We start from the raw sequence: 23,233 nt of genomic DNA, 5'->3' as shown, positions 1-23,233 counted from the left end.
TAGGAGGATGCTCCGAGATGAGCTGGGAAGAGCACAAGCAAGTGAAGTTCGAGCAGAACATGGGGCTGCTGGTGCAGCGCCCGTCGCTCGAGGAGATCGAGGCCCGGTACGCGGCTATGCAGGAGGAGATGAAGGCTTCCGTGGTCGCGGTCGCTCCGCAGGTGGAATGGAGCACTTCGGACGAGGTGAGGCAGGGCCTGTGCAGCGGTGAACTCTCCGGTAGCAGGGCAACGGAAATCAAGTTCCCGACCTGGATGTGGATGTGGACGTCAGCGGACCAGGAGTGGCCCGCAATGCTCGATGCCGTGTCGTCGGTCGCGTCACGGTACGGATTCACGGACCCGAATACGGTGGCGGGTCAGTCGGGAAATCGGGATGTGCGGCTGTATGACGAATTCGGGGGACAGGTGCGATTCGGGTACAACGTGAACCTCACCCTGAGCGTGCATTCGGGCTGTCACGTCCGCCAGGAGGCGAAGGACAGGTTTCTGTCCGGGGACACGTCGGCGCCGTCGTACGGCGGCGACCGCACGCCGCCGAGCGGGTAGCACGTCGCCGCCGAGCGGGTCGAGCCTCACAGGTCCCCGGAATCCGCGCGTTTTGCCTCGGTAGCGCGCACACTGCAACATGCGCGCATGCCTGCAATCTGCGCGCTCCAGCGGGACACGCCTGAATCCGATGGGGAGGCGCGTCCTGCGATCGCCGGAACGTCTCGGGTCGGCGTCCGCTTCGTAACGAGTTCGACGAACCCGGCGGCGTCGCCGATCTCGAGTCGCGGCGCGGACTAGCGTGGGGAGACCGCGCGGATCAGCGTCGATCCGCTCGGCGATGGGAGCTGGCCATGGGCGTCGTCCCCGGGATCGGTACCACCGGTCCGAGCCTCGAGTCGATCCTGCTGTTCCAGGCGTGTCGATGGTTCCTCCGACCGGTGGTGCGCGTGGCGCCCATCAACGAGGCCGCGATCCGGCGGGCCGCGCTCCTCGACCTCGCCGCCGGACTCCGGCCGGCCTCCGGGATCCGCCGACAGAAGGTCGAGCTTCCTGGCTTCGACGCCGAGATCGTCCGCGCCTCCGGGGTCGGCCCCGACCTCACCGGCGGTGCACTGCTCTACCTGCACGGCGGTGGCTTCCTCTGTTGCGGACTCAACACGCACCGACCCGTCGTCGCCGCACTGGCGAAGCTCACCCGTCTCCCCGTCATGCACGTCGGGTATCGGCAACTTCCGGACACCACCATCAGCGGTTCCGTCGACGACTGTCTCGTCGCCTATCAGTGGTTGCTCGAGAACGGGGCACGCCCAGAGTCGACCGTGTTCGCCGGAGACTCGGCGGGAGGGTTCCTCGTCTTCGCCACCGCGTTGCGGGCGCGGGATCGGGACGTCGGTCTTCCCGCGGGGCTGGTGGGGCTGTCCCCGCTCCTCGATCTCGACTGCACCGCGAAACAACTGCATCCCAACGCGTCCCGGGACGCGTACGCGCCCGTGTCCGCGCTCGAGGCCATCGGTCGGCTCGGAGGCAGCGTCGACGGCGTGCTCGATCCGGCACTCTCACCCGTCAACGGCATCCTCGACGGACTGCCTCCGGTTCTGCTCGTCGCCGCCGAATCAGAAGTGCTGCGGCCTGATTCGGAAACGATGAGCGAGCGGCTCACCGCCGCGGGGGTGCCCCACACCTTGGAGATCTGGAAGGGACAGGTCCACGCCTTTCCGGCGCTGCTACCGGGGCTTCCGGAGAGTAGGCGGGTGCTCGCAGGCGTCGCCGAATTCGTCGGAGATCGGCTGGGCTGAGGCGACTTCCGTCAGTTCGGCGGACCGGCGTCGAGGACCACGGTCCCCGTCCGGCGAGCACCCGACTCGTCGGTCCAGACCAGTTCCACCTCGTCGCCGGGGCCGAGCAGGCGCATCCGGGCGATCATGTCCCGGGACCTCCCGACCGGAACGCCGTCGAATACCGTGACCACGTCCCCGATCCCGAGTCCCACTCCGTCGGCGGGGGTCCCCCGGGTCACCCACATCACCTCGGCTCCGTCGGGGTGGTCGACGACGCTGACCCCGAGGAGCGGCGTCGGGCCCACCTGCACCGACTCCGAGGCGTCACCTGCCCGGACCTGGTCGACGATGCGCAGCGCGTCGTGGATCGGTACCGCATAGGAGCGGGGGACCTCGGGGGGAGGTTTCGTCGGGTCGGTCTCCGCGTTGCCGGCGGTGTTCACGCCGATCACCCTGCCCTCGGCATCGACGAGTGGGCCGCCCGAATCTCCGGGACGAACCGGGCCGTCGAACTCGAGCAGCCCCTGGAGCCGATTCGTCGAGCCGTCGGTGGTGCGGCGCGCGGTGATCGCCCGGTCGAGCGCCGTCACCGTTCCGCGAGTCGCGGCAGGAACGCCCTCGCCCTCGGCGTTGCCGACGGCGAGGACCGGGTCTCCCACGGAGACGACACCGTCCGGCGGCGCGATCGGTGCGGGAGTCAGGCCGGACGCCCCGGACAGGCGGAGGACGGAGATGTCTCGAGAGCTGTCGTAGCCGAGGATCTCTACCGGATAGGTCGCGCCGTTGCCCTGGTGGATTGCGGACACCGAGGTGCCACGCACGATGACGTGATGGTTGCTCAGGACGATGCCGTCCTCGGTGAGAACGATCCCGGTGCCCGCGGTCCGGTAGCTGCCGGCATCGGTGTCGATGGCGACGATCACCGCCGCGGTGCGTGCCTCGACTTCCGCGGGACTGGGCGGCGGGGGCGGGGCGGGCGGCGCGACCGGCCGGCCGATGGGCGCGACGGGCCCGGTGGTGTCGGTCAGCGGCGGCGCGGTCGCCACCAGCGCCGCCGCCGATGCGACGGCCGCGAGCAGCAGGGTGAGGGAGCGTGGCATCCGCATGGTCGAGGTCCGGGGTCAGTTCTGCCGCAACGCGCCCCAGCCGTGCCAGCGGTCGATGTCGATCCACGCACTGACCCGAGCCCGGTCCCGAACCGGGTAGGGCTTGCCGGTGTAGTGCTCGGCGATTCGGTCGATGTCGGCCAGCTCCGGGTCGTCGGCGAACTCGACGACCCGTCCCTGCACGCTCAGGTGCGTGATCCAGTTCTCCGGATCCATGGCGGTGAGGCTGATTCGAGGATCGGCTCGCAGGTACTCCAGGCGCTTGCGGGCGGCGTCCATGTTGACCAGTACCCGACCGTTCTCGTAGAGGTACCAGGTGGCGACGGACACCGGTTGACCGTCGGGCCGCACGGCCGTGATCGTGGCGTAGTTGGGGCGAGCGAACATCTCGGCGGCATTCGCGGGAAGTGGTGGCTCGGGCACACGACGCCCCTCTCCTGGTCGGCTTTCCGATATCAACGTACCCGGAACACGGTGTGATCGAACCGCCTTCGCTCGGGCGGCCGTCGAACTGCCGGATGCTCAGGCGCGCAGCGCGCGGATCATCCGCTGCACCACCGGCCACGCCTCCTCGGTCGCGTCGTCCGGGTCCTCGGCGCCGGCGATCCACAGTGCGGCCTCGTTCATCGCGCCCGACAGTGCGGCCGCGGCGGCGCCGGGTGCGACGTCCGCGAGTTCGTCGGCATCGCGCAGTGCGACGAGGACGTCGAGGAGCAGGCGCCCGGACGCGGCCGCGTCCTGCCCTCGCCACGTGTTCCAGCCGAGGACGGCGGGGGCATCGACGAGCATGATCCGTCGGGCGCGCGTGTCTGCGCTGGCGGTCAGGAACATCCGGCACCCGGCTTCGAGCCCGTCCCAGAGGTCGGTCTCCGCGTCCGCGGCGGCTTCCACCCGGCTGGCGATGGTGTGCTGGACGTCGGCGAGCACGGCCTCGAACAGTCCTCGCTTGCTACGGAAGTGGTGGTAGACGGCTCCGCGGGTGACTCCGGCCTCGGCCGCGACGGCCTCGAGCGCGACGCCTCCGTAGCCGTGTGTGGTGAACATGGCCCCTGCGGTCCGCACGATCCTCTCCGCGGTGGCCTCGCTCTGCTCTCTCGTCGCTCTGGGCATACCCACCACTATACGTACAGAGTGTATGTATAGTACGAAACAAATACATACACTCTGTACGTAAAGGGGCACTCTCATGGCACTCACCAGCATGTACCCGGTTCTCCAGAGCGCGGATGTCGCCGCGGCGGCCGCGTTCTTTCGCACCCATTTCGCGTTCGAGACCACCTTCGAGGCGGACTGGTACGTCAGTCTCCGCCGCGGCGATCGGGAGCTGGCGATCCTCGACGCCGGGCATTCCACCGTCCCCTCGGAGTACCGGCAGCCGGCAGGCGGGGTCCTGATCAACTTCGAGGTCGACGACGTCGATGCCGAGTATCGCCGGTTGGTGATCGACGGCGGTCTCGAGCCGGTGCTCGAGCTGACGTCGGAGGATTTCGGGCAGCGGCACTTCCTCGTGGCCGGGCCGGACGGCGTCCTCGTCGACGTCATCACGCCGATCGCACCGAGCGCGGAGTTCCTCGCCCGGTACTCGTGAGGTGCCGGTACCCCCGAGGCGAGCGCTGCCGCTCAGGCGCGGATCGTCATCGACGAGATCCGGCCCTCCTCGACGGCGAACCCGAACGTGCTCGGTCCGTTGAAGCCGTCGCCACCGACCGTCGCGAGAACGATCGTGACGTCACCGTCGCGGTGCACGGCGGTGACCTCCAGAGTCACGTTCTTTCCGAGGAACTCGGCGTCGCTCCATCGTCGGATGTCCTCGCCGCGGAACTCACGGCCCCAGTCGTCGACCACGCCGGACGTCGTGAATGCTCCGAGGAAACCGTCGAGGTCCCCGGCATTCGTGGCATCGAGGAGGGCTCGCACCGCCGCGGGCAGTGTGGATTCGAGATCTGTGTCGGCCATGCCGGCTCTCCTGTCGTGTGGTTGCGCGGTCACCGGGTGGTGTATCCACCGTTGGCGAACAGCGTCTGCCCGGTGATCCAGCCGCCGTCCGCGACCAGGAATCGCACCAGCGGCGCGATGTCCTCGATCCGGGTGAGTCGGCCGTCCAGTGCCTGCGACTTGTGGAACTCGACGCGCTCGGGAGTCTCCTGTGGGTAGAAGAACGGGGTGTCCATGGGGCCCGGCGCGACCGAGTTCACGGAGATCCCTCGTCCGGCGAACTCCTTCGCCGCGGCGCGGGTGAAGTGTTCGACCGGGCTCTTCGCTCCCGCGTAGGTGGAGTAGCCGTCGGTGAAGGCGGCCAACAGCGAGGTGAGGATCGTGACGACGCGCCCGCCGTCGGCGACGGTGCGACCGGCTTCCTTGAGGAAGAAGTAGGCGGCCTTCGCATTGATGTCGAACATCGAGTCGTACTCGGCCTCGGTGGTCTCGACGATCGGCTTGCGCAGGACCTTGCCTGTGGTGTTGACCGCGATGTCGACGGAGCCGAAGGCGTCGACGCCCGCCGCGAAGAGGTCGGTGACGGTGGCCGGGACGGTGAGATCGCCCTGGAAGGTCTCGGCCTTCGCGCCGGCGTCGCGTACCGCCGCTGCGGTCGCTTCCGCGTCCTGGGCCGAGGCGTCACTGTGGTAGTGGACGAGGACGTTCGCCCCGTCGTCGGCGAGGGTGCGGCTGATCAATCCGCCGAGGTTCTTGGCGCCCGCGGCGACGATCGCGGATTTTCCGGTCAGGGGAGCGGTCATGGTGGACCTCTTTCTCGTGTCGGTGGCGGTGTGCCGTGCCTCCGACGCTAGAAGCGATGTCCACAAATGAAAAACAGGAATTTATCGTAATTCGACAAGTAGTGCTTGTTGATGGCCGGCGGTCGGGCCACCGGTCAGGACATCCGCCGCCGCAACACGACGTAGGCCGCGCGCCGCAGGAACGACGTGGCCAGCGCCTTCGCGTTGCCGATCCGCACGTCGGTCGCCGACAACAGGGTCGGATCGGCCGCGCGCAGGCGGCGGTGGAATGCCGCGGCCTGACCGGCCTGCTGCCTGGCGAGACGCACACTCCACTGGCCGACGCTGACGCGGAACGTCGCGAGCGGACGGTCGATGGCGACGACGTCGCCCTCGAGCGCGACCGCGGCATACGTGGCCTCGTCGATGAGGTAGGGATCGGTGTCGTCCCACCATCCCTTCGCCTCGAGCAGGTCCCGGCGCATCAGCACGCAGCCGGGCTCGCCGAAGATGTTCGAGCCTGCTCGCACTGTCGCGCGCACCGCGTCCCGGCCGGACACGAGACCCGACAGGCCGGGTAACCCGCGGGACGCGACGATCGGCTTGCCCTTCGCGTCGGTGAGGGTGCGACGGCTCGCCACCAGCACCGCGCTCGGGTGGGCGTCGAACGCCGCCACCTGCTCCTCGAGGCACGTCGGCAGCAGGGTGTCGTCCCCCGGCAACAACTTGATCAGTTCACCGCGCGCCGCCTGGCTCACCCGGTCCCAGTTCCGTTTCGCTCCGCCGCCCGCCTCGGTGGTGAGGACGGTGACCCGGGGGTCTTCGGCGAATCCGAGCGCCACTTCGTGGCTGCCGTCCGTGGAGGAGTGATCGGCGACGATCAGTTCGAAGTCGGTGAAGGTCTGCTTCAGCACCGACTCGATCGTCTCGGCGAGGTACTCGGCATTCTGGAACGCCGGGATCACGACGGATACGCGGGGTGACGACGAGGACGGCACGGGATCAGCCTTTCTTTCGGCGGAACGAGAAGTCGCGATAACCGAAGAAGCTCGCGACGGCGGTCACCGCGGTGATGACGATCTGAGCGGGAATCGGCGGGAAGCCGAGGACGCTGACCGCGAGTGTCATGAGGACCATGTTCAGCGCGAACGCGCCGAAGTTGACGACGACGAAGCGCCACAGGTCGCGGAAGAAGTGACCGCGCACCTCGAACACCAGGTAGCGGTACAGCGCGAACGCGCACGCGACATTGCACAGGTAGGCGGCGGTGATGGCGACGCGGTAGTCGACGTAGTCGCCGATCGCGAGTTGCCATCCGATGAACCACAGCGTGCCGAGGCCCGTGTTGAAGCCACCGACCAGCAGGAAGGCGAGTTTCTGGTTCCTCACCATCCGCATGAGCGGTCCGGGCTTGCCCGTCATGCCCGCGGGGGGAGCTTCCGGAGTGGAGTCCGTCGCCATCAGCCCGCGGTCGGGCCGTCGGCGAACGACGGGAGGATGCCGTCGGCGAGCGCGGTGGCCAGCGACGGCGCGTCGCTGTCCTTCGCGGACAGCTGGAAGCTCAGCGGGTTGCCGTCCCGGCCCGTCTTCGGCCAGTCGATACCGATCTCCGGATCCAGCGGGTGCACGCCGTGCTCGCGTTCGGGGGCGTACCCGGTGGAGCACAGGTACACGACCGTGGAATCGTCCTCGAGGGAGAGGAACGCGTGGCCCAGGCCCTCCGTGAGAAAGATCGCGCGCCGGTCCACGTCGTCGAGCAGCACCGCATCCCACACGCCGTACGTGGGGGAGCCGACCCGAAGATCCACCGCGACGTCGAGTACCGCGCCCGTGACGCACGTGACGTACTTGGCCTGGCCGGGCGGCACGTCCGCGTAGTGGACCCCACGCAGGACTCCGGCCGCGGACACCGAGCAGTTGGCCTGCTGCAATTCCAGCGTGCGGCCGGTGAGCTCGGAGAAGCCCGGCTCCTTGAACCACTCGAGGAACACTCCCCGGTCGTCACCGAACTGGCGCGGGGTGAACTCCCAGGCACCGGGCACCTTCAGTTCGCGGTACTGCATCAGGCTCCTCGCACCTCTTTGCCGTGCTCGAGCAGCCCCAGCAGGTAGCGCCCGTATCCGGATTTCAGCAGTTGCTCGCCGCGTTGACGCAACTCGTCGTCGGTGATGAAACCGCGCCGCCACGCCACTTCCTCCGGCGCGCCGATCTTGAGTCCCTGACGCTCCTCGATGGTGCGCACGAAATTGGAGGCGTCGAGCAACGAGTCGAAGGTACCCGTGTCGAGCCAGGCGGTGCCACGGGGCAGCACCTCGACCTGCAGCCGGCCTGCTTCGAGATAGGCGCGGTTGACGTCGGTGATCTCGTACTCGCCGCGGTCGGAGGGCTTCAGGTCCTTCGCGATGGCGACGACGTCGTTGTCGTAGAAGTACAGCCCGGGCACCGCGAAGTTCGAACGCGGGTGCTCCGGCTTCTCCTCGAGCGAGATGGCCTTGCCGGTCTCGTCGAACTCGATCACCCCGTATGCGCAGGGGTCGGACACCCGGTAGGCGAAGACGGCACCGCCGTCGATGTCCTCGAACCGGTCCAGGTGTGAGCCGAGACCCGGTCCGTAGAAGATGTTGTCGCCGAGGACGAGTGCGACGGAATCGTCGGCGATGTGGTCGGCGCCGAGGACGAAGGCCTGCGCGAGGCCGTTCGGCTCGTGCTGCACCTGGTAGCGGAGGTCGATCCCGTAGCGGGAGCCGTCGCCGAGGAGTCGCTGGAACTGCGGTGCGTCCTCGGGTGTGGTGATGACGAGGATGTCCCGGATCCCGGCGAGCATCAGCGTGGTCAGCGGGTAGTAGATCATCGGCTTGTCGAACACCGGGACCAGTTGCTTGCTCACACCGAGCGTGATCGGGTGCAGTCGCGAACCGGTCCCACCGGCCAGAATGATTCCGCGCATGCTGCGTAGTGTCCCAGGCTTCGGGCCGGATACAAATCCGGCCCGCGCGGTATCCTGCGGGTTCGTGTCGATTCGGCGTTCTCCGGAACGCGGTCTGTGAGGGTGGATCAGTGAGAGTTCTCGTCACCGGAGGCGCCGGTTTCATCGGCGCCAACTTCGTGCAGCAGACGGTGCGGGAACGGCCGGACGTGCAGGTCACGGTGCTCGACGCGCTCACCTACGCGGGCAACCGCGATTCTCTGGCGCCGGTGGCCGACGCCATCGACTTCGTGCACGGCGACATCACCGACACCGACCTGGTCGACCGCCTCGTCGCCGCCTCGGACGCCGTCGTGCACTTCGCTGCCGAGTCCCACAACGACAACTCGCTGCAGGACCCGTGGCCGTTCCTGCACACCAACATCATCGGCACCTACAGCCTGCTCCAGGCCGTGCGCAAGCACGACGTGCGCTACCACCACATCTCCACCGACGAGGTGTACGGCGACCTCGAACTCGACGACCCGGAGCGGTTCACCGAGGCCACCGCATACAACCCGTCCAGCCCGTACTCGTCGACCAAGGCGTCCAGCGACATGCTGGTGCGGGCGTGGACCCGCTCGTTCGGGGTGCGCGCCACCCTGTCGAACTGCTCCAACAACTACGGGCCCTATCAGCACGTGGAGAAGTTCATCCCGCGGCAGATCACCAACGTGCTCACCGGGGTGCGGCCCCGCCTGTACGGCGACGGCCTCAACGTGCGCGACTGGATCCACGTCGACGACCACAACAGCGCCGTGTGGGCGGTGCTCGACCGTGGCCGGACCGGGCAGACGTACCTCATCGGCGCCGACGGCGAGACCAGCAACCGCGTCGTCGTCGAGTCGATCCTCGACGTTCTCGGGCAGTCCCCGGACGCCTTCGACTTCGTCACCGACCGCCCCGGCCACGACCGCCGCTACGCGATCGACTCCACGCTGCTGCGTACCGAACTCGGCTGGACACCCCGGTATGCGGACTTCCGTGCCGGGCTCGAGGCCACCATCGCCTGGTACCGGGAGCACGAGGACTGGTGGGGGCCGCAGAAGGCCGCCACCGAGCAGGCCTACGCGGCTGCGGGCGAGTCCGTCACGAAGTAGTGACTCGGTTCGGAACGGTGGTTCAGCGTCGCGCCAGCTGACGCCGGATCGCCCCGAGCGTCGACTCGATACCGGCGGGCAGCGGCAGGTGGGTGCGTTGGTCCAGATCCGTCCACACCACCGAACGCAGCCGAAGATCCCGCGCCTGCCCGGCGGCGAGCGGGCTCGTCGCGAGCACCACGTTCGGCTTCTTCCGGAACACCGAGCGGCAGGCACCGAGGATGGAGCCGATCGTCACACTGCGACCGGAGGCGAAGATCTTCGTCGTGACAGTGACACCCGTCGCGGGGCGGGACAGTGCGTCCGCGACCATCTCCGCGGCGTCGGTGACGTAGACGTAGTCGCGCAGGGTGTCCATCGGGACGTAGATCGACACGGGTGCCGAGAGCAGGTAGCCGCGGCACAGATGCGAGATCAGGCCCTGAGGTTTCGCCAGGTTCTGGCCCGGCCCGTACAGGTTGGCGAAGCGGCCGATCACGATGTCGGTCCCCGAGCGGCGCCCGAAGTCCGTGACGATCTCCTCGGCGTCGAGCTTGGCACGGCCGTAGTCCGACAACGGCGCGGTGGTGCTGTGCTCGTCGTGAGGGGCCCCGGGAGCGCCCGCGTACACCCCGCCGGCCGACGACGCGTGGAAGACCCGGCCGTCACCCCCGCCGTCGGCGAGAGCGTCGAGCACGTTGCTCAGCAACGTGTTCTCCCCGGCGAACTCGTCTGCGCTGGTGCCGTTGACGCCCGCGCCCGCGCACCACGCCATCCGCCACGGACCACCGGCAGCCTCGGTGAGCAGCCTGCGTGCGTCGTCGCGCAGGACCTGCACCGCCCGGGCCGGGTCGCCCCACGGAACGACGCTGGTCAGTGCGGGAGTGTCACGCCGCCGTAGTTCCCCCGCCAGTGCGCCGCCGAGGAGCCCTCCGCTCCCGACGATCCAGGTGGGGCCGGTGGTCACGGGTCGGCGCGATCCGTCGGGTCGGCCGGGACGGCGGGTGCGGTCCGGCCGAGTGGCCCGTCCGCCGGGTCGCTGACGATGAGATACGGCGGTTTGCCCATGGCCGTCTTCACGTTCACGCCGATGTACTCGGCGATCACGCCGAGCGAGAACAGGGAGGCGCCGAAGCCGAACAGCATGACCACCATCGTCGAGGCCCACCCACGGACCTCGGCGCCGGAATCGAGGAACAGGTACGACGCGAGGACGTACAGCACCAGCGCGATCCCGCAGATGGCGAAGAGGAAGCCGACGAGGCTGACCATGCGCAGCCCCTTGGTCCCGCTCGAGAGCACCATCCGCCAGAAGTGCGACAGCAGCGTCCGCAGCCGGTACCCGGACCGCCGGTCCTGTTCCTCCCGGAGCGTCACCGGGCTGGTGGTGACCTCGCCCGCGATCCAGCCGAGCGCGACGTCGAGATATGCCTCGGAGCCGGCGTATGCGGCCACCGATCGCCCCACCTCGCCGAGGACCAGCCGGAAACTCTGGTATTCGCGGGTACCCTCCGCGGACAGGACCGAGGCGAGCAGCCACTTCGCGCCCTTCGACGCCGTGTTGCGCAGCGCGCCGTGCGGTGGCGGGTTGGTCGGCTTCGCGTAGACGAGGCTCGCCTGACGATCGAGCGCGGTGTCGAGGAGACCGCCGATCTCGGCCGGGTCGTGCTGGCCGTCCTCGTCCATCGTCACGACCCACTCGCCGCCGCTCGAGGCCATGCCGGCGAGCGTTGCCGGATGCTGCCCGAAATTGCGGCTGAGCCAGATGGGGCGGATGAAATCGTGACGGGCCGCGAGTTCGCGGATCACCCGCGCAGAACTGTCCGGGCCGTGGTCGAACACGAGGAGTACTTCCTCGACCACCATCGGCCGGCCGGCCGGGGTGGTGCTCGCGGTGGTCCACGGGAGGATCTCGTCGATCAGTGCCGCGAGGGTCTTCTCGCCCTGGTAGACCGGCACGACCACGGAAATCCGGTGCGGCTGCACCGGTGCTGGGGTGCCTTCGGTCATCACAGGCGGCGAGTTTATACGTCGCGGGTCACGACCTCGGTCACCGCGGCGCGGTTCGGCTCGGCAGAGTGTGCCGATCGTTATGCTCGGGCGCACGGCGTGGCCGGAATCGGTGATGCCGCCGCAACCGGAACGGGTGATACATGTGACCAGCCGCGAAGGAACGAGCGACGAAGGAGCGGGTACCACCGAGAGCGACTACACCGCCCGCCTGCGGGAACTGCAGGGCGCGCGGTGGAAGCGGGTCCTGCGCGTGCAGGCGCCCTATCAATGGAACATTCGGAGATTCCTCGGCGGACGCCGCGTCCTGGACGTCGGCTGCGGCATCGGCCGGAACCTGCGCAATCTCCCGCCGGGCAGTGTCGGTGTCGACCACAACGCGCATTCGGTCGAGTTCTGCCGCACCCAGGGGATGCAGGCGTACACCCCGGACGAGATCGGGGAACTGGCGACCACCTTCGACGGCATGCTCATGGCCCATCTGCTCGAGCACCTGCCGCCGGGCCAGGTGACCGGGATCGTCGAGCAGTACCTGCCGTATCTCGAGCCGGGCTCGACCGTCATGCTCATCTGTCCCCAGGAGCGCGGCTTCGCCAGCGACGCCACCCACACGGTGTTCCTGGACGGGCCGGACCTCGAGCAGGTGTGCGCGGCCGTCGGGCTCGAGGTGCAGCGGTCGCTGTCCTTCCCGTTTCCCCGCTGGGCGGGGCGGGCGTTCGTCTACAACGAGTCGGTGGTGGTGGCGCGCCTGCCGCGGTAGTAATACACCGTCAGCGCGGTCAGCAGGAGCAGGCCGAAGGCGATGCCGACCTGTCCGACCCGCCAGCCGGGCGGACGGAACTCGATCTCGAGATCGCCGTCGACGGTTCCCGGCGGGATGTCGACGAACAGGAACATCTCGCCGATACCCATCGTCGGCAACGGGTCGCCGTTCAACGTGGCGGTGTACCCGGGCCAGGCGAGCCGGGAGAACACGACGCTGCCGCCGTCCACCGAACTGACCCGGAGCCGTTCCCGGTTCACCGCGTACGAGACCGGTTCGACGTCGACGCCCAGGGCGGCCGACACCCGCCCCGGTGCGTCGGAGATCGGTCCGCCGTCACGCTCGAGGACGTAGATCTCGTCGTCCGCGACGGCAGGCACCTCGGCCCAGTGCCAGCCCGGGGGCGCCGGCGTGCGGTCGGCGTCGGGATACTGCTTGCGTTGCAGCACGACCCGGTCCACCTGCATCAGATCGACGAACGTCTCCTGGGTGTACGGGTCGACCTGGAAGACGTTGTCCAACGCGTCCGGGCAGGTGGAGCTGTCGAAATTCATGCACAGCAGGCCGGAGAACGGGCCGTGGCCGACGGGCGTGTACGCGTTGACGTAGTCGAGATCGAGGATCTTCGCGTAGTTGCCGTACACCTGGGACTGCCAGGGCAGCTCGGGACTGTCTCTCTCGATGGTGAGGATGCCGCGGGCGCCGAGTTGCAGCGTGACACCGTCCCACTGGGGGAAATTGGCCTTGGCCTCGGTCTGCGTCGCGGGAAGGAACCACTTGTGCAGCGCCTGCGGATAGGTCGTCGCCTGGTAGGCGGCCACCGGGACGATCGTCAGCAGGATCAGCGCCGTCACCGCGACGGTGCCGTACCGGCGGGCCAGGAACAGCGCCAGCGCCCCGACCGCGAGGATGGCCAGCGCCCACAGCAGATGTCGGCCGAAGTACTGGGGGCCGGACGACGAGGCACGCAGCAGCAACACCAGCACCAGCAGCGACGCCGCGACCACCCGGGTGCGTAGTGCCTGCAACGTCCCGAAGCGGCTGAGGAGCACCACCACGAGGATCAGCAGGACCACCGCGACGACGGGGAGCAGGCGGGCGGGCCAGCGCACCTGGCCGATCGCGCTGGGTCCTGCCGTGAACAGCAGGGCGAACGAGGCCATCAGCAGAAGTGGGGACAATTCGCGGAGTGAGGACTGCGCGGCCCGCCACCCGACGAACGCCAGTGCCGGGACGAGGAACCACGAGATGTAGGTGACCGGTGCGAACGTCGTCTCGCCGGTCCACGACTCGATGCTCGACACCGCGGACGGCATGCTGGCGGTGAGCGTCTCGGACCAGGGGGCGGTGAGGAAGTTGTCGTTGTAGACGCCCTCCTCACCGGTACGCCAGGTGACCGACGAGGACAGCACACCGGGGAGGAAGGTGATCGCTGCTGCGGAGGCGGCGGCGATCCCGACGAGCGCCAGGAGCATCGACGGCTTCCACTGCCGCTGGTACAGGTACTCGCCGATCATCAGCACGGCGACGACGACCCCGGCCAGTAGCGCCGCGTGGACGTATCCGACCGTGATGGCCAGGTACAGGAAGGCGAACACCGGTAGTGGCCCGGAGCGGCCGCGCGCGTACCGGACACCCGACGCCCACGCCTGCATCACGTACGCGGTGCCGATCATCGAGGTCACCCACGACGTCTGCTCGAAGTAGAGGGTGAAGCCGACGAACGGCGCGCTGGCCCCGGCGACCGCGGCCCACGCCGGGCGCGCGCCGTACTCGAGCGCCACCCGGTACACACCCCAGCCGAGCAGGATCGAGAACAGCAGCTTCACCACGGTGACGAGGACGACGAGATTGTCCACCGACGGCGCCACGTAGTTGATCGCCATCTGGACGGGATTGAACAATCCGCCCTGGCCCTCGACCGGGTAGTTCCCCGACATCCACTGGTCCAGCACCAGCGTCGGGAACCACTGGCCCTCGCGCATGAGGTGGCCGAGCTGCAGCCAGTTGCCGACGGCCCCGGATTCGGTGTCGTCGACGAAGAAGTAGCGCGCGTCCACGGCGACGAGAGCGGCGAAGCCGGCGCAGATCACCAGCGCGACCACGGCCCCCCACGTCCATCGTTCCTTGCGGGTCGGAAGGGCGGTATCGGGTGTCACGGGTGCTCCGAGTCGAGGGGCGTTGTCGCAGTGACAGTAACGGACAGCCCGTGCGCATCCCCGCACCGGCGCGGCCCGTTCCCGCGCGTGGCCCGATTTCGCCGCGATACGCTTCGGGGGCAAACGACCGGTCGACAGACATGTGGGTGGATGGTGTGAGCGTGCCCGGACAGACGGACACACAGGTGGCGGAACGAGCGCGGGCGGGACGGCTGCTGGCGCAGCGTGGACTGTTCGCGGGAACGTCGCCGATCGTCGACGACGGGCTCTATGCGGTCGCCGACGGCCCGTCCGGCCGCACCCGCACTCGCCTGCACCTCGAGGACGGCACCCGGGCCCACACCAACACCTACTTCGGGCGGTTCGCCGCCAGCTACTGGCAGCGGTGGACGACGGTGACCTCGGTGCGGGCCGGTGCACGGGTGGAAGCCGCGTCGCAGTGCACGGTGCGGTTGATGGCCTCCGACATCGCCGGCCATCGCAGGATCATCGGTACCGTCCAGGTCGAGGGAGCCTCGGATGTCCGGCTCGATGCCGCGCTCGACAAGTTCCTCGACGGCGGCGCGCTGTGGCTCGAGTTCGACGCCCTCGGTGGGCCCGTCGAGGTCGGAGCCGTCGAGTGGACGGTGGATTTCGACCGGCAGCTGCGGCCCGTGGCCGTCGCGATCTGCACCTTCAACCGCGCGGACGACTGTGCGGAGACGGTCGCGGCACTCGCCTCGGACGAGGTGGTTCTCGATGCCCTGGACGGCCTCTACGTAGTAGATCAGGGCACCGATCTGGTCCAGGACCGCGCCCGGTTCCAGGAGGTCGCGCCCCGCTTCGGCGAGCGGCTGCACTACCTGCGCCAGCCGAATCTCGGTGGGGCGGGCGGGTTCACCCGTGGCCTGTTCGAGGTCTCGGCAGAGGGGAAGAACGCCGACGTCATCCTCATGGACGACGACATCCTCTGTGAGCCGGAGACGGTACTCCGGCTCAGCGCGTTCGCGAACGTCACCACCGAGCCGACGCTCGTCGGCGCGCAGATGCTGTTCCTCTACAACCCCGACTATCTCAACGTCGGGGCCGAGGAGGTGCATCTGGACACGCTGCAGCACGGTCAGCGTGTGCCGAAGGCGTTGCGCAACACCAGCATGCTCGAGAACAACCAGGAGCGCCGGGTCGACGCGGGCTACAACGCGTGGTGGACGTGCCTGATCCCCGGCGAGGTGGTCGCGGAGATCGGGCTGCCGCTGCCGATCTTCTTCCAGTGGGACGATGTGGAGTACGGAATCCGTGCTCGGCGTGCCGGATACGTGACGGTGACCCTGCCCAACGCGGCGGTGTGGCATGCGGACTTCTACTGGAAGGACTTCGACGACTGGGCGCGGTACTTCAGCACCCGCAACTCGCTGATCGTCGGTGCCCTGCACGGGGACGTCACGACGAAGCAGATCCGGCGACAGTTCCTCGGTCAGCTCACGGAGTACATCGTCGCCATGCAGTACGGCCTGGCAGCGACCACGCTGCGCGGTATCGAGGACTTCCTCGCCGGGCCGGAAGTGTTGCGGGACGGCGGGATCGAGGCGATGGCAGCGATCCGGAAGGAACGCAGTGCCTACCCGGAGACGGTCCGGTACCCGGCCGCCGAGGCCCCGGTACGTGACGCCGACATCTCGGTGCAGCGCGATGTCGGCGAGCCGAGCCGGATGGGCGTGGTGCGTCTCAAACGTGCGGTCAACCAGTTCCTCGGCCGCACCCGCGGCGGTCTCGTGGCGGTGCCGCGTGAGGACGCGCACTGGTGGCACGTGTCGCTGTTCGACCACGTTGTCGTCACCGACGCGTCCCAGTCCGGTGTGCGGATCCGCCGGCGGGACAAGGACACTGCCACGGCACTGATGAAGCGCACGTTCGAGCTGCTGCGGCGGCTCGACAAGGAGGGCGCGGACGTGCAGGAACGGTACCGTCGAACAGCCGCCGAGCTGATCAGCCGGGAGAACTGGGAGCGTCTCTTCGGTCGCTGACGCGAACCGGGGAGCGCCGCTCCTCGTCGGCGCATGGAGGTTGCAGTCTCGACCGGGTTCAGGATCGGTTGCCGCGGGCTGGTCGGGTCGAGAAGTCCAGTTTCGGTCGGCAGTCGGCGCTCCCGGCCCAGCGCCTGCTCGATTGCAGTTGCTGTGCTAGTTTCGCCTCCGAGCTGTTGATAGGGGGGGAGATGCAAGTTGATCCCGAGCAGTTGCGGGCGTTGGCGTCGTCGATGGACCGCATAGGCGCAGAGATCGATGCGCTCAATGTTCGCAGTAAAGTCGATGAGGTCGGACCTGCAATGCAAGGATCTCCGCTGGGGGGATCTTGCTCAGTCGCGGGAGAGTTCGTAGAGGGGGCCTGGCTACGGATGGCTATGCGCTGCGCGAGGTACTCGAATCTTGCCAGGGGCAGCGCATCTACGTACGCGGTTACTGACCAGGATTTCCGTGACGGCTTGACCGCGATGGGGTGACCGGTGACCGATGACGTGCCGTCCCTTGGTCAGGTTGAGCTCAATTGGCAGCCCGGAAAGCTCCGCGAAGCAGGTGAAGTAATGCGGGCGCAAAGTGAGGATTTCCTAAATCTGACAGATCAGATGGTCAGTCATATTCGGGAGGTTGGAGCAACCTGGGAGGGAGACGCCTACTGGGCTGCGTACGATCGGATCGCAGGTGATCGCGACAACGGAAACCGCATCGCGAGTGAGGTCGGTAACCTTGCGCAACTGTTGATTTCCAGTGGCGACAGCATTTCAAGCTACCGTGGAGTATTGCTCGGTGCGGTGGCTTCAGCCCGAGAATCGGGGTTTCGCGTTACAGAGCGGTGGACCGTAGAAGCCGCTGTTGCTACCGCGGATGATCTGGGCCAGGTACTTTCAGAGCATCAGAGTGCGATATCCACCGCAGTCAACGAGATGCTATCTGCTCAGAGCGATGCGGTAAGCGCCATTGAACAGGCGTCCAGGGAGGTTCGTGCCGAGGGCGACCGACTAGGTGCGGGTGATGACCCGACGGCAGATCGCGCCGAGGAAGAGGCTAGAGCGGCAGCCGCTGCTGCGGCATTCGCGGAGATTTTCGGACGGCCGCCAGTAAGCCTGACGGATTGGGAAACTGCCCGGGTGCTGGACCCGAATAGCTACGATCCCAAGTATCGAGGCGTAGATCCCGAAATTCGAGTAGCGCGTATTGATCCTGTTACTGGGCGGGGGTGGTTCGGGTGTCGCAGTACATAAGCCAAGACAAAGTTCTGAGTGTTCCTCAGGGGCTCGACGATATCCTCAATCCGTACGATCTCGGTGATAACAGGACGGAAGACCCCAACTTTGATCCTGAGCACACTCGAGTAGCCACCTACATAGACTATGAGAACGGCTTGGTCGTGATGAGACAGAATCCCACGGTGACGGCTGGCGGAGACGTTGCCGTCGAGGCTCCGAGGGCTGATGTCTGGCAGGTCGAAGACGGGTCAGTGAGGATTCGCTATGACGCAAAGAATCCATTTGCTCCTGATATTGACTCGGGCCATACTGTAAATGGTGATTTGGTATTCACTCCTGGGAATGATGGCGTCGCGGTCGCTGGAACCCGGACGGATTACCCTTCGTTGGAGGTATATCAGGATTATCCAGAGGGGGAAACTCCTACTGTGGCAATTGACCCAGCCAAATCTGGTCAGCCGTGGGGCCCGGCCGCAAATCTTCCATTCCACCATGATCTTGGTTCGGGCGCATTGGCGACGCAGCCGTTCAAGACATATCCATGGTCGGGTGGCGAGCTTCCGCCGCCGCAGGACCTGCCATGGACCAGCGCGGGTTCTGTCGATAGCCCGCCGAAGGTGCCGATAGTTACACCTGAGTATCCGGCAAAGTTGCCAACGATATGAGCGTGTCTCCTGGGGTTCCGCGAAATCGACGTTGCGACGGCTATTGGGCGTCGGCCACATGGTCTGTTCCGGTCGCCTTCCCGCTCGTCGTCGCGGCACTGGCGCTGATGGTGTGGGCGATCGGACGGATGTCGTCGATCGACGAGCGAACATCGTTGCTCGTAGTCGCGGCGGCGTCGAGCGTGAGCGTCGGGGTGGCAGCAATCGCTGCCGCCCTCACCACGCGGGGTTCGGCAAGGTTGCGTGGCGCTGCTCTCGGTCTGGGTTGTGTCAGCGCTTTCGTGTGGGTGTGCGCAATGGTGTTCGCGGTATCGGCGGATCGATGGTGACGACCACTTCTGGCGAGAGTGATCTGGAGCGTAGATTCGGTCCAGCCAGTTTCGTCGCTGCGCTTCTCAATGTTCCAATTGCACTTTCTCCCGCCCTGTTGCTCATGCTTGGCGGAATCTCATACTTCTTTCTGTTCGTGGTGCTCCTCGACCTCGTGGTGGCATTCGTCCTGGTGTTCCTCCGTGGGCGTGCAGGCCAAATTGGAAGGGGGATGCTCATCGCTTGGGTAACGCTTCCCGTGATGGCTGTAGTGATTGTCGGGGTCGTGATCGTGCGCGCATGAGCGGAGCGCCGACGGACGGAGTTGCCGAACGCACTCGTGCGGTGACGGCCAGTGCGGCGCAGGCGACGACGGCGGCGGCACCGAGGAGCACACCGGGCGTGAGAGGTTCGTGCAACAGCGTCGATGCCCAGGTGATCGTGAGCACGGGCTGCACGAGCTGGATCTGGCTGACGTTCGCGACCGGGCCGATGGCCAGGCTCCGGTACCAGGCGAAGAATCCGAGGAACATGCTCACCAGAGCCAGATACGCGAAACTCGCCCACTGCGCGCCGCCCGCATCCGGCCCCGGCCAGGGCAGCAGCGCGGTGAGCACGCTCATCGCCGGTAGCGCGAGCACCAGCGCCCAGCAGATCGTCTGCCAGGAGCCGAGCTGCCTGGACAGGGCGGCGCCCTCGGCATAGCCGAAGGCGGCCGCGATCACGGCGCCGGCCAACAGCAGGTCGGCCACACCGACGCTGCCCAGCCCGCCGGTCCCGAGCGAGACGAACACGGCCACGGCAACCGCGCCCGCGGCCGATGCGACCCAGAAGATGCGGGACGGCCGTTCCGGACCTCTGACGACGGCGACCACTGCGGTTGCGGCGGGCAGCAGGCCGATGACCACGGCGGCGTGGCTCGCGGACACCGATTCCAGGGCCACCGACGTGAGCAGCGGAAACCCGGCGACGACGCCCAGTGCGACGACGGCGAGACCGGTCCATTGCCGACCGCAGGGGAGCGGAGCGCGGACCGCGAGCAGCAGCGCGCCCGCGCAGACGCCCGCGACCACGGCGCGGGCGGTCCCGACGAAGTACGGGTTCATCCCCTCGACCGCGATACGGGTCAGCGGCACCGTGAACGAGAACGCGAGGACCCCGAGGAATCCCCAGGCCACCCCGGCGGCCGATAGCGGAACTCGCACCGTACTGATAGCGCTATCATGATCTCTCATGAATGATGGTAGCAGTGCCGCTCGGGTGGCCGCCGGTCTCCGGGGCTGGGTGCGTACTCGACCGGCGGGGACGAGGCTGCCGTCGACGCGCTCCCTCGCCACCGAGCACCACGTCGGCCCCGTCACCGTCCAGCAGGCACTGCAGCTTCTCGTGGCCGACGGCCTGGTCGAGACCCGTCCGGGGGTAGGCACCTTCGTGGCGGCCGCGCGGCAGGCACGGCCGGCGGACGTCTCGTGGCAGACGACGGCGCTGGGGCCGTCGGAGGTGTTCGACACCGAGGGCTCCGGGGTGCGGACCTTTGCCCCGGACGTGATCGGCCTGCACGCCGGGTACCCGTCGCCGTCGCTGCTGCCGGGGCCGCTCCTGCGCTCGGCCGTCCAGAAGGTGGCCCGCGACCCCGACGTCCTCATGCGTGCCGCGCCGAATTCCGGTCTCCCACAACTGCGGGCATGGTTCGCGCGGGAGTTGGACGGTCACCGTGCGGGCGGAGCAGGCGTCGACGAATCGGACGTGATCGTCACGTCCGGGGGACAGGCCGCGCTGTCCGCCGCCTTCCGGGCGCTGGCGTCTCCCGGCGAGACCGTCGTGATGGAGTCTCCGACGTACTGGGGTGCGATGGCGGCCGCCCGGGCCCACGGGCTGCGCATCGTGCCGCTCGCCAGGACGGCGGACGGCATCGACCCCGAGGATCTGGATGCCGCGCTCGCGGCCCACGGCTCCCGCGTGTTCTACGCGCAACCGACCTATGCGAACCCGACCGGCGACGTCTGGGCCCCGCAGGTCCGGGCCCGGGTCGGCGAGGTGCTCGCGGACCGCAAGGCGTTCCTCGTCGAGGACGACTGGGCGCGAGACCTGTACTACGACGCCGAGGCTCCCGCGCCGCTCGCGGCGGCCGACGACGACGGTCACGTCGTGTACGTCCGGTCGCTGACGAAGAGCATGTCCCCGTCGATCCGGGTCGCCGGGTTGGTCGCGCGGGGTCCGGCGCTGCGGCGGATCCGTGCCAGCCGCTGGGTCAGTGAACTGTTCGTCCCCGCATTCACCCAACAGGTCGCGATCGACGTCCTCGCTCACCCCGGATGGAACCGGCATCGCGGCGCACTGCGCCGGGCGTTGCGTACACGCCGGGACACGCTGCTGGCCGAATTGACCCGCGCCGTCCCGGAATTGCGCGTCGATCGGGTTCCTCGCGGCGGGCTGAGTCTGTGGGCGCGGCTGCCGCGGCCGCACCACGCCGATCAGGTCGCCGAGGCGGCACTCGCGGCGGGCCTGGCGATCTCCCCGGGCGCGGAATGGTTCCCGACGGAGCCGTACGGCCAGTTCGTACGGCTCAGCTTCGCCGCCACCCAGGAGACCCGGTACGCCGACGCTGCCCGGATCCTCGCGGACCTCCTCCGCTGACCGCCGCGCTCCCTGGGTGTCCCCCTCCCTCCGGCGCGATGTCACACCGTTTCGGTCAGATCGAACCGATGTGACATCGTGCCAGGTCGGAAGGGCTTTCAGTCGCGCTCGAACCGCTCCTGCCGGCCGAGCTTGCGCAGCCGGGCCCACTCGAACAGGCCCTTCGGGTCGCGGCGGGTGATCAGGAAGTACCAGCCGAATCGCACCCACTCCTGCGGGAGCAACCGGCGCAGGCCGGGCTGGGACAGGAGGTAGCCGCGGTTGCGGTAGGTGAAGAAGCGCTTGGTGTCGTTGTCCGGGTACTGGGTGTGCATGCGCCCGCCCAGGATCGGCTTGAACTCGTCGGCGCCGTTCGGATGCAGGTACGCCGTCGTCAGGCAGGTGCCGAACCGTAGCCCCGAACGCACCAGCCGCCGGTGCACTTCCACCTCGTCACCGCGCACGAACAGCCGCAGATCCGGGACGCCGACGGCATCGATCGCGGACGCGGTGAACAGGGCCCCGTTGAACAGTGATGCGATACCGGGCAGCAGATCCGAGTCCTCGCTGCCGCCGGCGAACAGTTCCGACCGCAGTCGCCGCCACTGCACTCCGCGGCGTAGGGGGAACGCGAGCCGGTCCGGCTCGTCGATGTCGCACACCACGGGCGACACCTCGGCGAGGTCGTGGCGTAGCGCGCAGGCCAGCAGGGTGGCGAGAACGTCGGGGCCTTCGGGGCGGCCGTCGTCGTCGGCGAGCCAGACGCGGTCCGCGCCGAGGGACAGGGCGTAGAGCATGCCGAGCGCGAAGCCCCCGGCACCGCCGAGATTGTGCTGCGAACCCAGATAGGACGTCGGGATCGGTGCCGACTCGACGAGGGCGCGTACCTCGTCCTCGTTCGCGTTGTCGACGACGACGAGGTGGTCGAGCGGCCGGGTCTGCGAGGCCAGCACTTTCAGGGACTGGGCGAGCAGTTCGCGCCGTTTGTGGGTGACGACCACTCCGACGATGCGTTCGCCGGCCCCGATCCGTTCGCTCACGTGGCGTCCCGCTCCTGTTCGCGTTTCAGTTCGGCGATGACGTGGTGGACGTGGTCGCCCGCCTCGTCGCCCTCGTACGCGCGCACGACCTCCTCGATCTCACCGTGTTGACGGATCTGCCCGTGGTCCACCCACATCGCGGTGTCGCACAGCTGCGCGAGGAACTCGTTGGAGTGGCTGGCGAACACGAGGATGCCGGAGCGCTTCACGAGAGCCTCGAGCCGCACCCGGGCCTTCTTCATGAACTCCGCGTCCACGGCTCCGATGCCCTCGTCGAGGAGCAGGATCTCCGGGTCGATGCTGGTGACGACACCCATCGCGACGCGCACGCGCATACCGGTCGAGTAGGTGCGCAGCGGCATCGCGAGGTACTCGCCGAGCTCGGTGAACTCGGCGATCTCGTCCATCTTCGCGAGCATCTGCTTGCGGGTCTGTCCGAGGAACAGGCCGCGGATGATGATGTTCTCGTAGCCGGAGATCTCCGGGTCCATCCCGACGCCGAGGTCGAACACCGGCGCGACGCGGCCCCGGATCCGGGCGCTGCCGCGGGTGGGCTCGTAGATGCCGGAGAGCAGGCGCAGCAGCGTCGACTTCCCGGCGCCGTTGTGCCCGACGAGGCCGATCCGGTCGCCCTCCTTCAGGGACAGGGTGATGTCGCGCAGCGCCTCGACGACGACGACGTCGGAGCTGTTGCGCCCGATCGTGCCTCCGGCCTTGCCGAGGAACGCCTTCTTCAGCGAGCGGGACTTCGCGTCGAAGATGGGGAAGTCGACGCACGCTCCGCGCGTCTCGATACTGACGGTCATGTTCTTC

Annotated in this window: 25 protein-coding genes; 10 read left to right on the top strand and 15 right to left on the bottom strand. The window is 68.0% G+C overall.

Annotation, left to right across the window (positions count from 1 at the left end; all coding sequences use genetic code 11):
• Positions 1 to 17 precede the first annotated feature (17 nt).
• Positions 18 to 548, top strand: a complete 531-nt coding sequence (locus tag G4H71_RS09035; RefSeq protein ID WP_072737437.1) for an LppA family lipoprotein — start codon at positions 18 to 20, stop codon at positions 546 to 548.
• 293 nt (positions 549 to 841) lie between these two features.
• A complete protein-coding gene (locus tag G4H71_RS09030; RefSeq protein ID WP_072737436.1) occupies positions 842 to 1,786 on the top strand; it encodes an alpha/beta hydrolase in 945 nt (314 codons plus the stop codon).
• Between the two features lie 11 nt (positions 1,787 to 1,797).
• Here G4H71_RS09030 and G4H71_RS09025 read toward each other — a convergent pair whose 3' ends face one another.
• From G4H71_RS09025 to G4H71_RS09015, 3 genes are all read right to left on the bottom strand, one after another.
• Entirely contained in the window at positions 1,798 to 2,874 is a 1,077-nt protein-coding gene (locus G4H71_RS09025; RefSeq protein ID WP_072737435.1) for a S1C family serine protease, read from the bottom strand.
• Positions 2,875 to 2,889: 15 nt separating this feature from the next.
• Positions 2,890 to 3,297 (bottom strand): TIGR03618 family F420-dependent PPOX class oxidoreductase, encoded by a 408-nt coding sequence (locus G4H71_RS09020; RefSeq protein WP_072737434.1) that lies wholly within the window; start codon positions 3,295 to 3,297, stop codon positions 2,890 to 2,892.
• A 99-nt stretch (positions 3,298 to 3,396) separates the two neighbouring features.
• Positions 3,397 to 3,984 (bottom strand): TetR/AcrR family transcriptional regulator, encoded by a 588-nt coding sequence (locus tag G4H71_RS09015; RefSeq protein WP_072737433.1) that lies wholly within the window; start codon positions 3,982 to 3,984, stop codon positions 3,397 to 3,399.
• Positions 3,985 to 4,060: 76 nt separating this feature from the next.
• Between G4H71_RS09015 and G4H71_RS09010 the strand changes: the two genes are divergently transcribed.
• Positions 4,061 to 4,462 carry a VOC family protein gene (locus G4H71_RS09010; RefSeq protein WP_072737432.1) on the top strand — a complete coding sequence of 134 codons (402 nt, stop codon included), beginning with the start codon at positions 4,061 to 4,063 and terminating at the stop codon, positions 4,460 to 4,462.
• A gap of 32 nt (positions 4,463 to 4,494) precedes the next feature.
• Here the strand turns inward: G4H71_RS09010 and G4H71_RS09005 are convergent, their stop codons facing one another.
• The 6 genes from G4H71_RS09005 to rfbA all read right to left on the bottom strand — a co-directional run bounded on the left by G4H71_RS09005 (position 4,495) and on the right by rfbA (position 8,538).
• Positions 4,495 to 4,830, bottom strand: coding sequence for a nuclear transport factor 2 family protein (locus G4H71_RS09005; protein WP_072737431.1), 336 nt, complete (start codon positions 4,828 to 4,830; stop codon positions 4,495 to 4,497).
• Positions 4,831 to 4,859: 29 nt separating this feature from the next.
• Positions 4,860 to 5,612, bottom strand: a complete 753-nt coding sequence (locus G4H71_RS09000; protein ID WP_072737430.1) for an SDR family oxidoreductase — start codon at positions 5,610 to 5,612, stop codon at positions 4,860 to 4,862.
• A 134-nt stretch (positions 5,613 to 5,746) separates the two neighbouring features.
• Positions 5,747 to 6,589, bottom strand: coding sequence for a glycosyltransferase family 2 protein (locus G4H71_RS08995; RefSeq protein WP_246442362.1), 843 nt, complete (start codon positions 6,587 to 6,589; stop codon positions 5,747 to 5,749).
• Between the two features lie 4 nt (positions 6,590 to 6,593).
• A complete protein-coding gene (locus tag G4H71_RS08990) occupies positions 6,594 to 7,052 on the bottom strand; it encodes a GtrA family protein (RefSeq protein ID WP_083343037.1) in 459 nt (152 codons plus the stop codon).
• Positions 7,052 to 7,654, bottom strand: a complete 603-nt coding sequence (locus G4H71_RS08985; protein WP_072737428.1) for a dTDP-4-dehydrorhamnose 3,5-epimerase family protein — start codon at positions 7,652 to 7,654, stop codon at positions 7,052 to 7,054. Before G4H71_RS08985 ends, G4H71_RS08990 begins: the two co-directional genes overlap by 1 nt.
• Positions 7,654 to 8,538, bottom strand: coding sequence for a glucose-1-phosphate thymidylyltransferase RfbA (gene rfbA, locus G4H71_RS08980; RefSeq protein ID WP_072737427.1), 885 nt, complete (start codon positions 8,536 to 8,538; stop codon positions 7,654 to 7,656). The genes G4H71_RS08985 and rfbA overlap by 1 nt, the downstream gene beginning before the upstream one ends.
• A 110-nt stretch (positions 8,539 to 8,648) precedes the next feature.
• Here rfbA and rfbB point away from each other — a divergent pair, with 110 nt between their 5' ends.
• Positions 8,649 to 9,656, top strand: coding sequence for a dTDP-glucose 4,6-dehydratase (gene rfbB, locus G4H71_RS08975; RefSeq protein ID WP_072737426.1), 1,008 nt, complete (start codon positions 8,649 to 8,651; stop codon positions 9,654 to 9,656).
• Positions 9,657 to 9,678: 22 nt separating this feature from the next.
• On the opposite strand, the gene G4H71_RS08970 is transcribed toward rfbB, so the two are convergent.
• Both G4H71_RS08970 and G4H71_RS08965 read right to left on the bottom strand, forming a co-directional pair.
• Positions 9,679 to 10,602 carry an NAD-dependent epimerase/dehydratase family protein gene (locus tag G4H71_RS08970; RefSeq protein ID WP_072737425.1) on the bottom strand — a complete coding sequence of 308 codons (924 nt, stop codon included), beginning with the start codon at positions 10,600 to 10,602 and terminating at the stop codon, positions 9,679 to 9,681.
• Positions 10,599 to 11,645, bottom strand: a complete 1,047-nt coding sequence (locus tag G4H71_RS08965; protein ID WP_174561837.1) for a glycosyltransferase — start codon at positions 11,643 to 11,645, stop codon at positions 10,599 to 10,601. The genes G4H71_RS08970 and G4H71_RS08965 overlap by 4 nt, the downstream gene beginning before the upstream one ends.
• A gap of 145 nt (positions 11,646 to 11,790) precedes the next feature.
• On the opposite strand from G4H71_RS08965, the gene G4H71_RS08960 reads away from it, so the two are divergent.
• Complete coding sequence (locus G4H71_RS08960) at positions 11,791 to 12,405, top strand: class I SAM-dependent methyltransferase (RefSeq protein WP_217631314.1); 615 nt, start codon at positions 11,791 to 11,793, stop codon at positions 12,403 to 12,405.
• On the opposite strand, the gene G4H71_RS08955 is transcribed toward G4H71_RS08960, so the two are convergent.
• Positions 12,366 to 14,567, bottom strand: coding sequence for a hypothetical protein (locus tag G4H71_RS08955; RefSeq protein ID WP_072737424.1), 2,202 nt, complete (start codon positions 14,565 to 14,567; stop codon positions 12,366 to 12,368). The two genes, G4H71_RS08960 and G4H71_RS08955, sit on opposite strands and share 40 nt — an antisense overlap.
• A 140-nt stretch (positions 14,568 to 14,707) precedes the next feature.
• On the opposite strand from G4H71_RS08955, the gene G4H71_RS08950 reads away from it, so the two are divergent.
• The 4 genes from G4H71_RS08950 (at position 14,708) to G4H71_RS08930 (ending at position 18,784) form a co-directional block, all read left to right on the top strand.
• Positions 14,708 to 16,570 carry a glycosyltransferase gene (locus G4H71_RS08950; protein WP_072737423.1) on the top strand — a complete coding sequence of 621 codons (1,863 nt, stop codon included), beginning with the start codon at positions 14,708 to 14,710 and terminating at the stop codon, positions 16,568 to 16,570.
• Positions 16,571 to 17,049: 479 nt separating this feature from the next.
• Positions 17,050 to 17,805, top strand: a complete 756-nt coding sequence (locus tag G4H71_RS08940; protein ID WP_139183234.1) for a WXG100 family type VII secretion target — start codon at positions 17,050 to 17,052, stop codon at positions 17,803 to 17,805.
• A complete protein-coding gene (locus tag G4H71_RS08935) occupies positions 17,790 to 18,455 on the top strand; it encodes a hypothetical protein (RefSeq protein WP_139183235.1) in 666 nt (221 codons plus the stop codon). The genes G4H71_RS08940 and G4H71_RS08935 overlap by 16 nt, the downstream gene beginning before the upstream one ends.
• Positions 18,452 to 18,784 carry a hypothetical protein gene (locus tag G4H71_RS08930; RefSeq protein ID WP_169847137.1) on the top strand — a complete coding sequence of 111 codons (333 nt, stop codon included), beginning with the start codon at positions 18,452 to 18,454 and terminating at the stop codon, positions 18,782 to 18,784. Before G4H71_RS08935 ends, G4H71_RS08930 begins: the two co-directional genes overlap by 4 nt.
• 216 nt (positions 18,785 to 19,000) lie before the next feature.
• Here G4H71_RS08930 and G4H71_RS08925 read toward each other — a convergent pair whose 3' ends face one another.
• The gene (locus G4H71_RS08925) at positions 19,001 to 19,999 is read right to left on the bottom strand and encodes a DMT family transporter (RefSeq protein WP_072737421.1); all 999 of its coding nucleotides are present in this window, start codon (positions 19,997 to 19,999) and stop codon (positions 19,001 to 19,003) included.
• Between G4H71_RS08925 and G4H71_RS08920 the strand changes: the two genes are divergently transcribed.
• Positions 19,998 to 21,401, top strand: a complete 1,404-nt coding sequence (locus G4H71_RS08920) for an aminotransferase-like domain-containing protein (RefSeq protein WP_072737420.1) — start codon at positions 19,998 to 20,000, stop codon at positions 21,399 to 21,401. The genes G4H71_RS08925 and G4H71_RS08920 overlap by 2 nt on opposite strands.
• 98 nt (positions 21,402 to 21,499) lie before the next feature.
• On the opposite strand, the gene glfT1 is transcribed toward G4H71_RS08920, so the two are convergent.
• Positions 21,500 to 22,408, bottom strand: a complete 909-nt coding sequence (glfT1, locus tag G4H71_RS08915; RefSeq protein WP_174561836.1) for a galactofuranosyltransferase GlfT1 — start codon at positions 22,406 to 22,408, stop codon at positions 21,500 to 21,502.
• A gap of 8 nt (positions 22,409 to 22,416) precedes the next feature.
• A complete protein-coding gene (wzt, locus tag G4H71_RS08910) occupies positions 22,417 to 23,226 on the bottom strand; it encodes a galactan export ABC transporter ATP-binding subunit Wzt/RfbE (protein ID WP_072737418.1) in 810 nt (269 codons plus the stop codon).
• Positions 23,227 to 23,233: the final 7 nt, after the last annotated feature.

This window comes from Rhodococcus triatomae (assembly GCF_014217785.1).
Lineage (GTDB): Bacteria > Actinomycetota > Actinomycetes > Mycobacteriales > Mycobacteriaceae > Rhodococcus_F > Rhodococcus_F triatomae.
The sequence above is the reverse complement of the archived record's forward strand: the minus strand, read 5'-3'. Positions and strand labels throughout refer to the sequence as shown.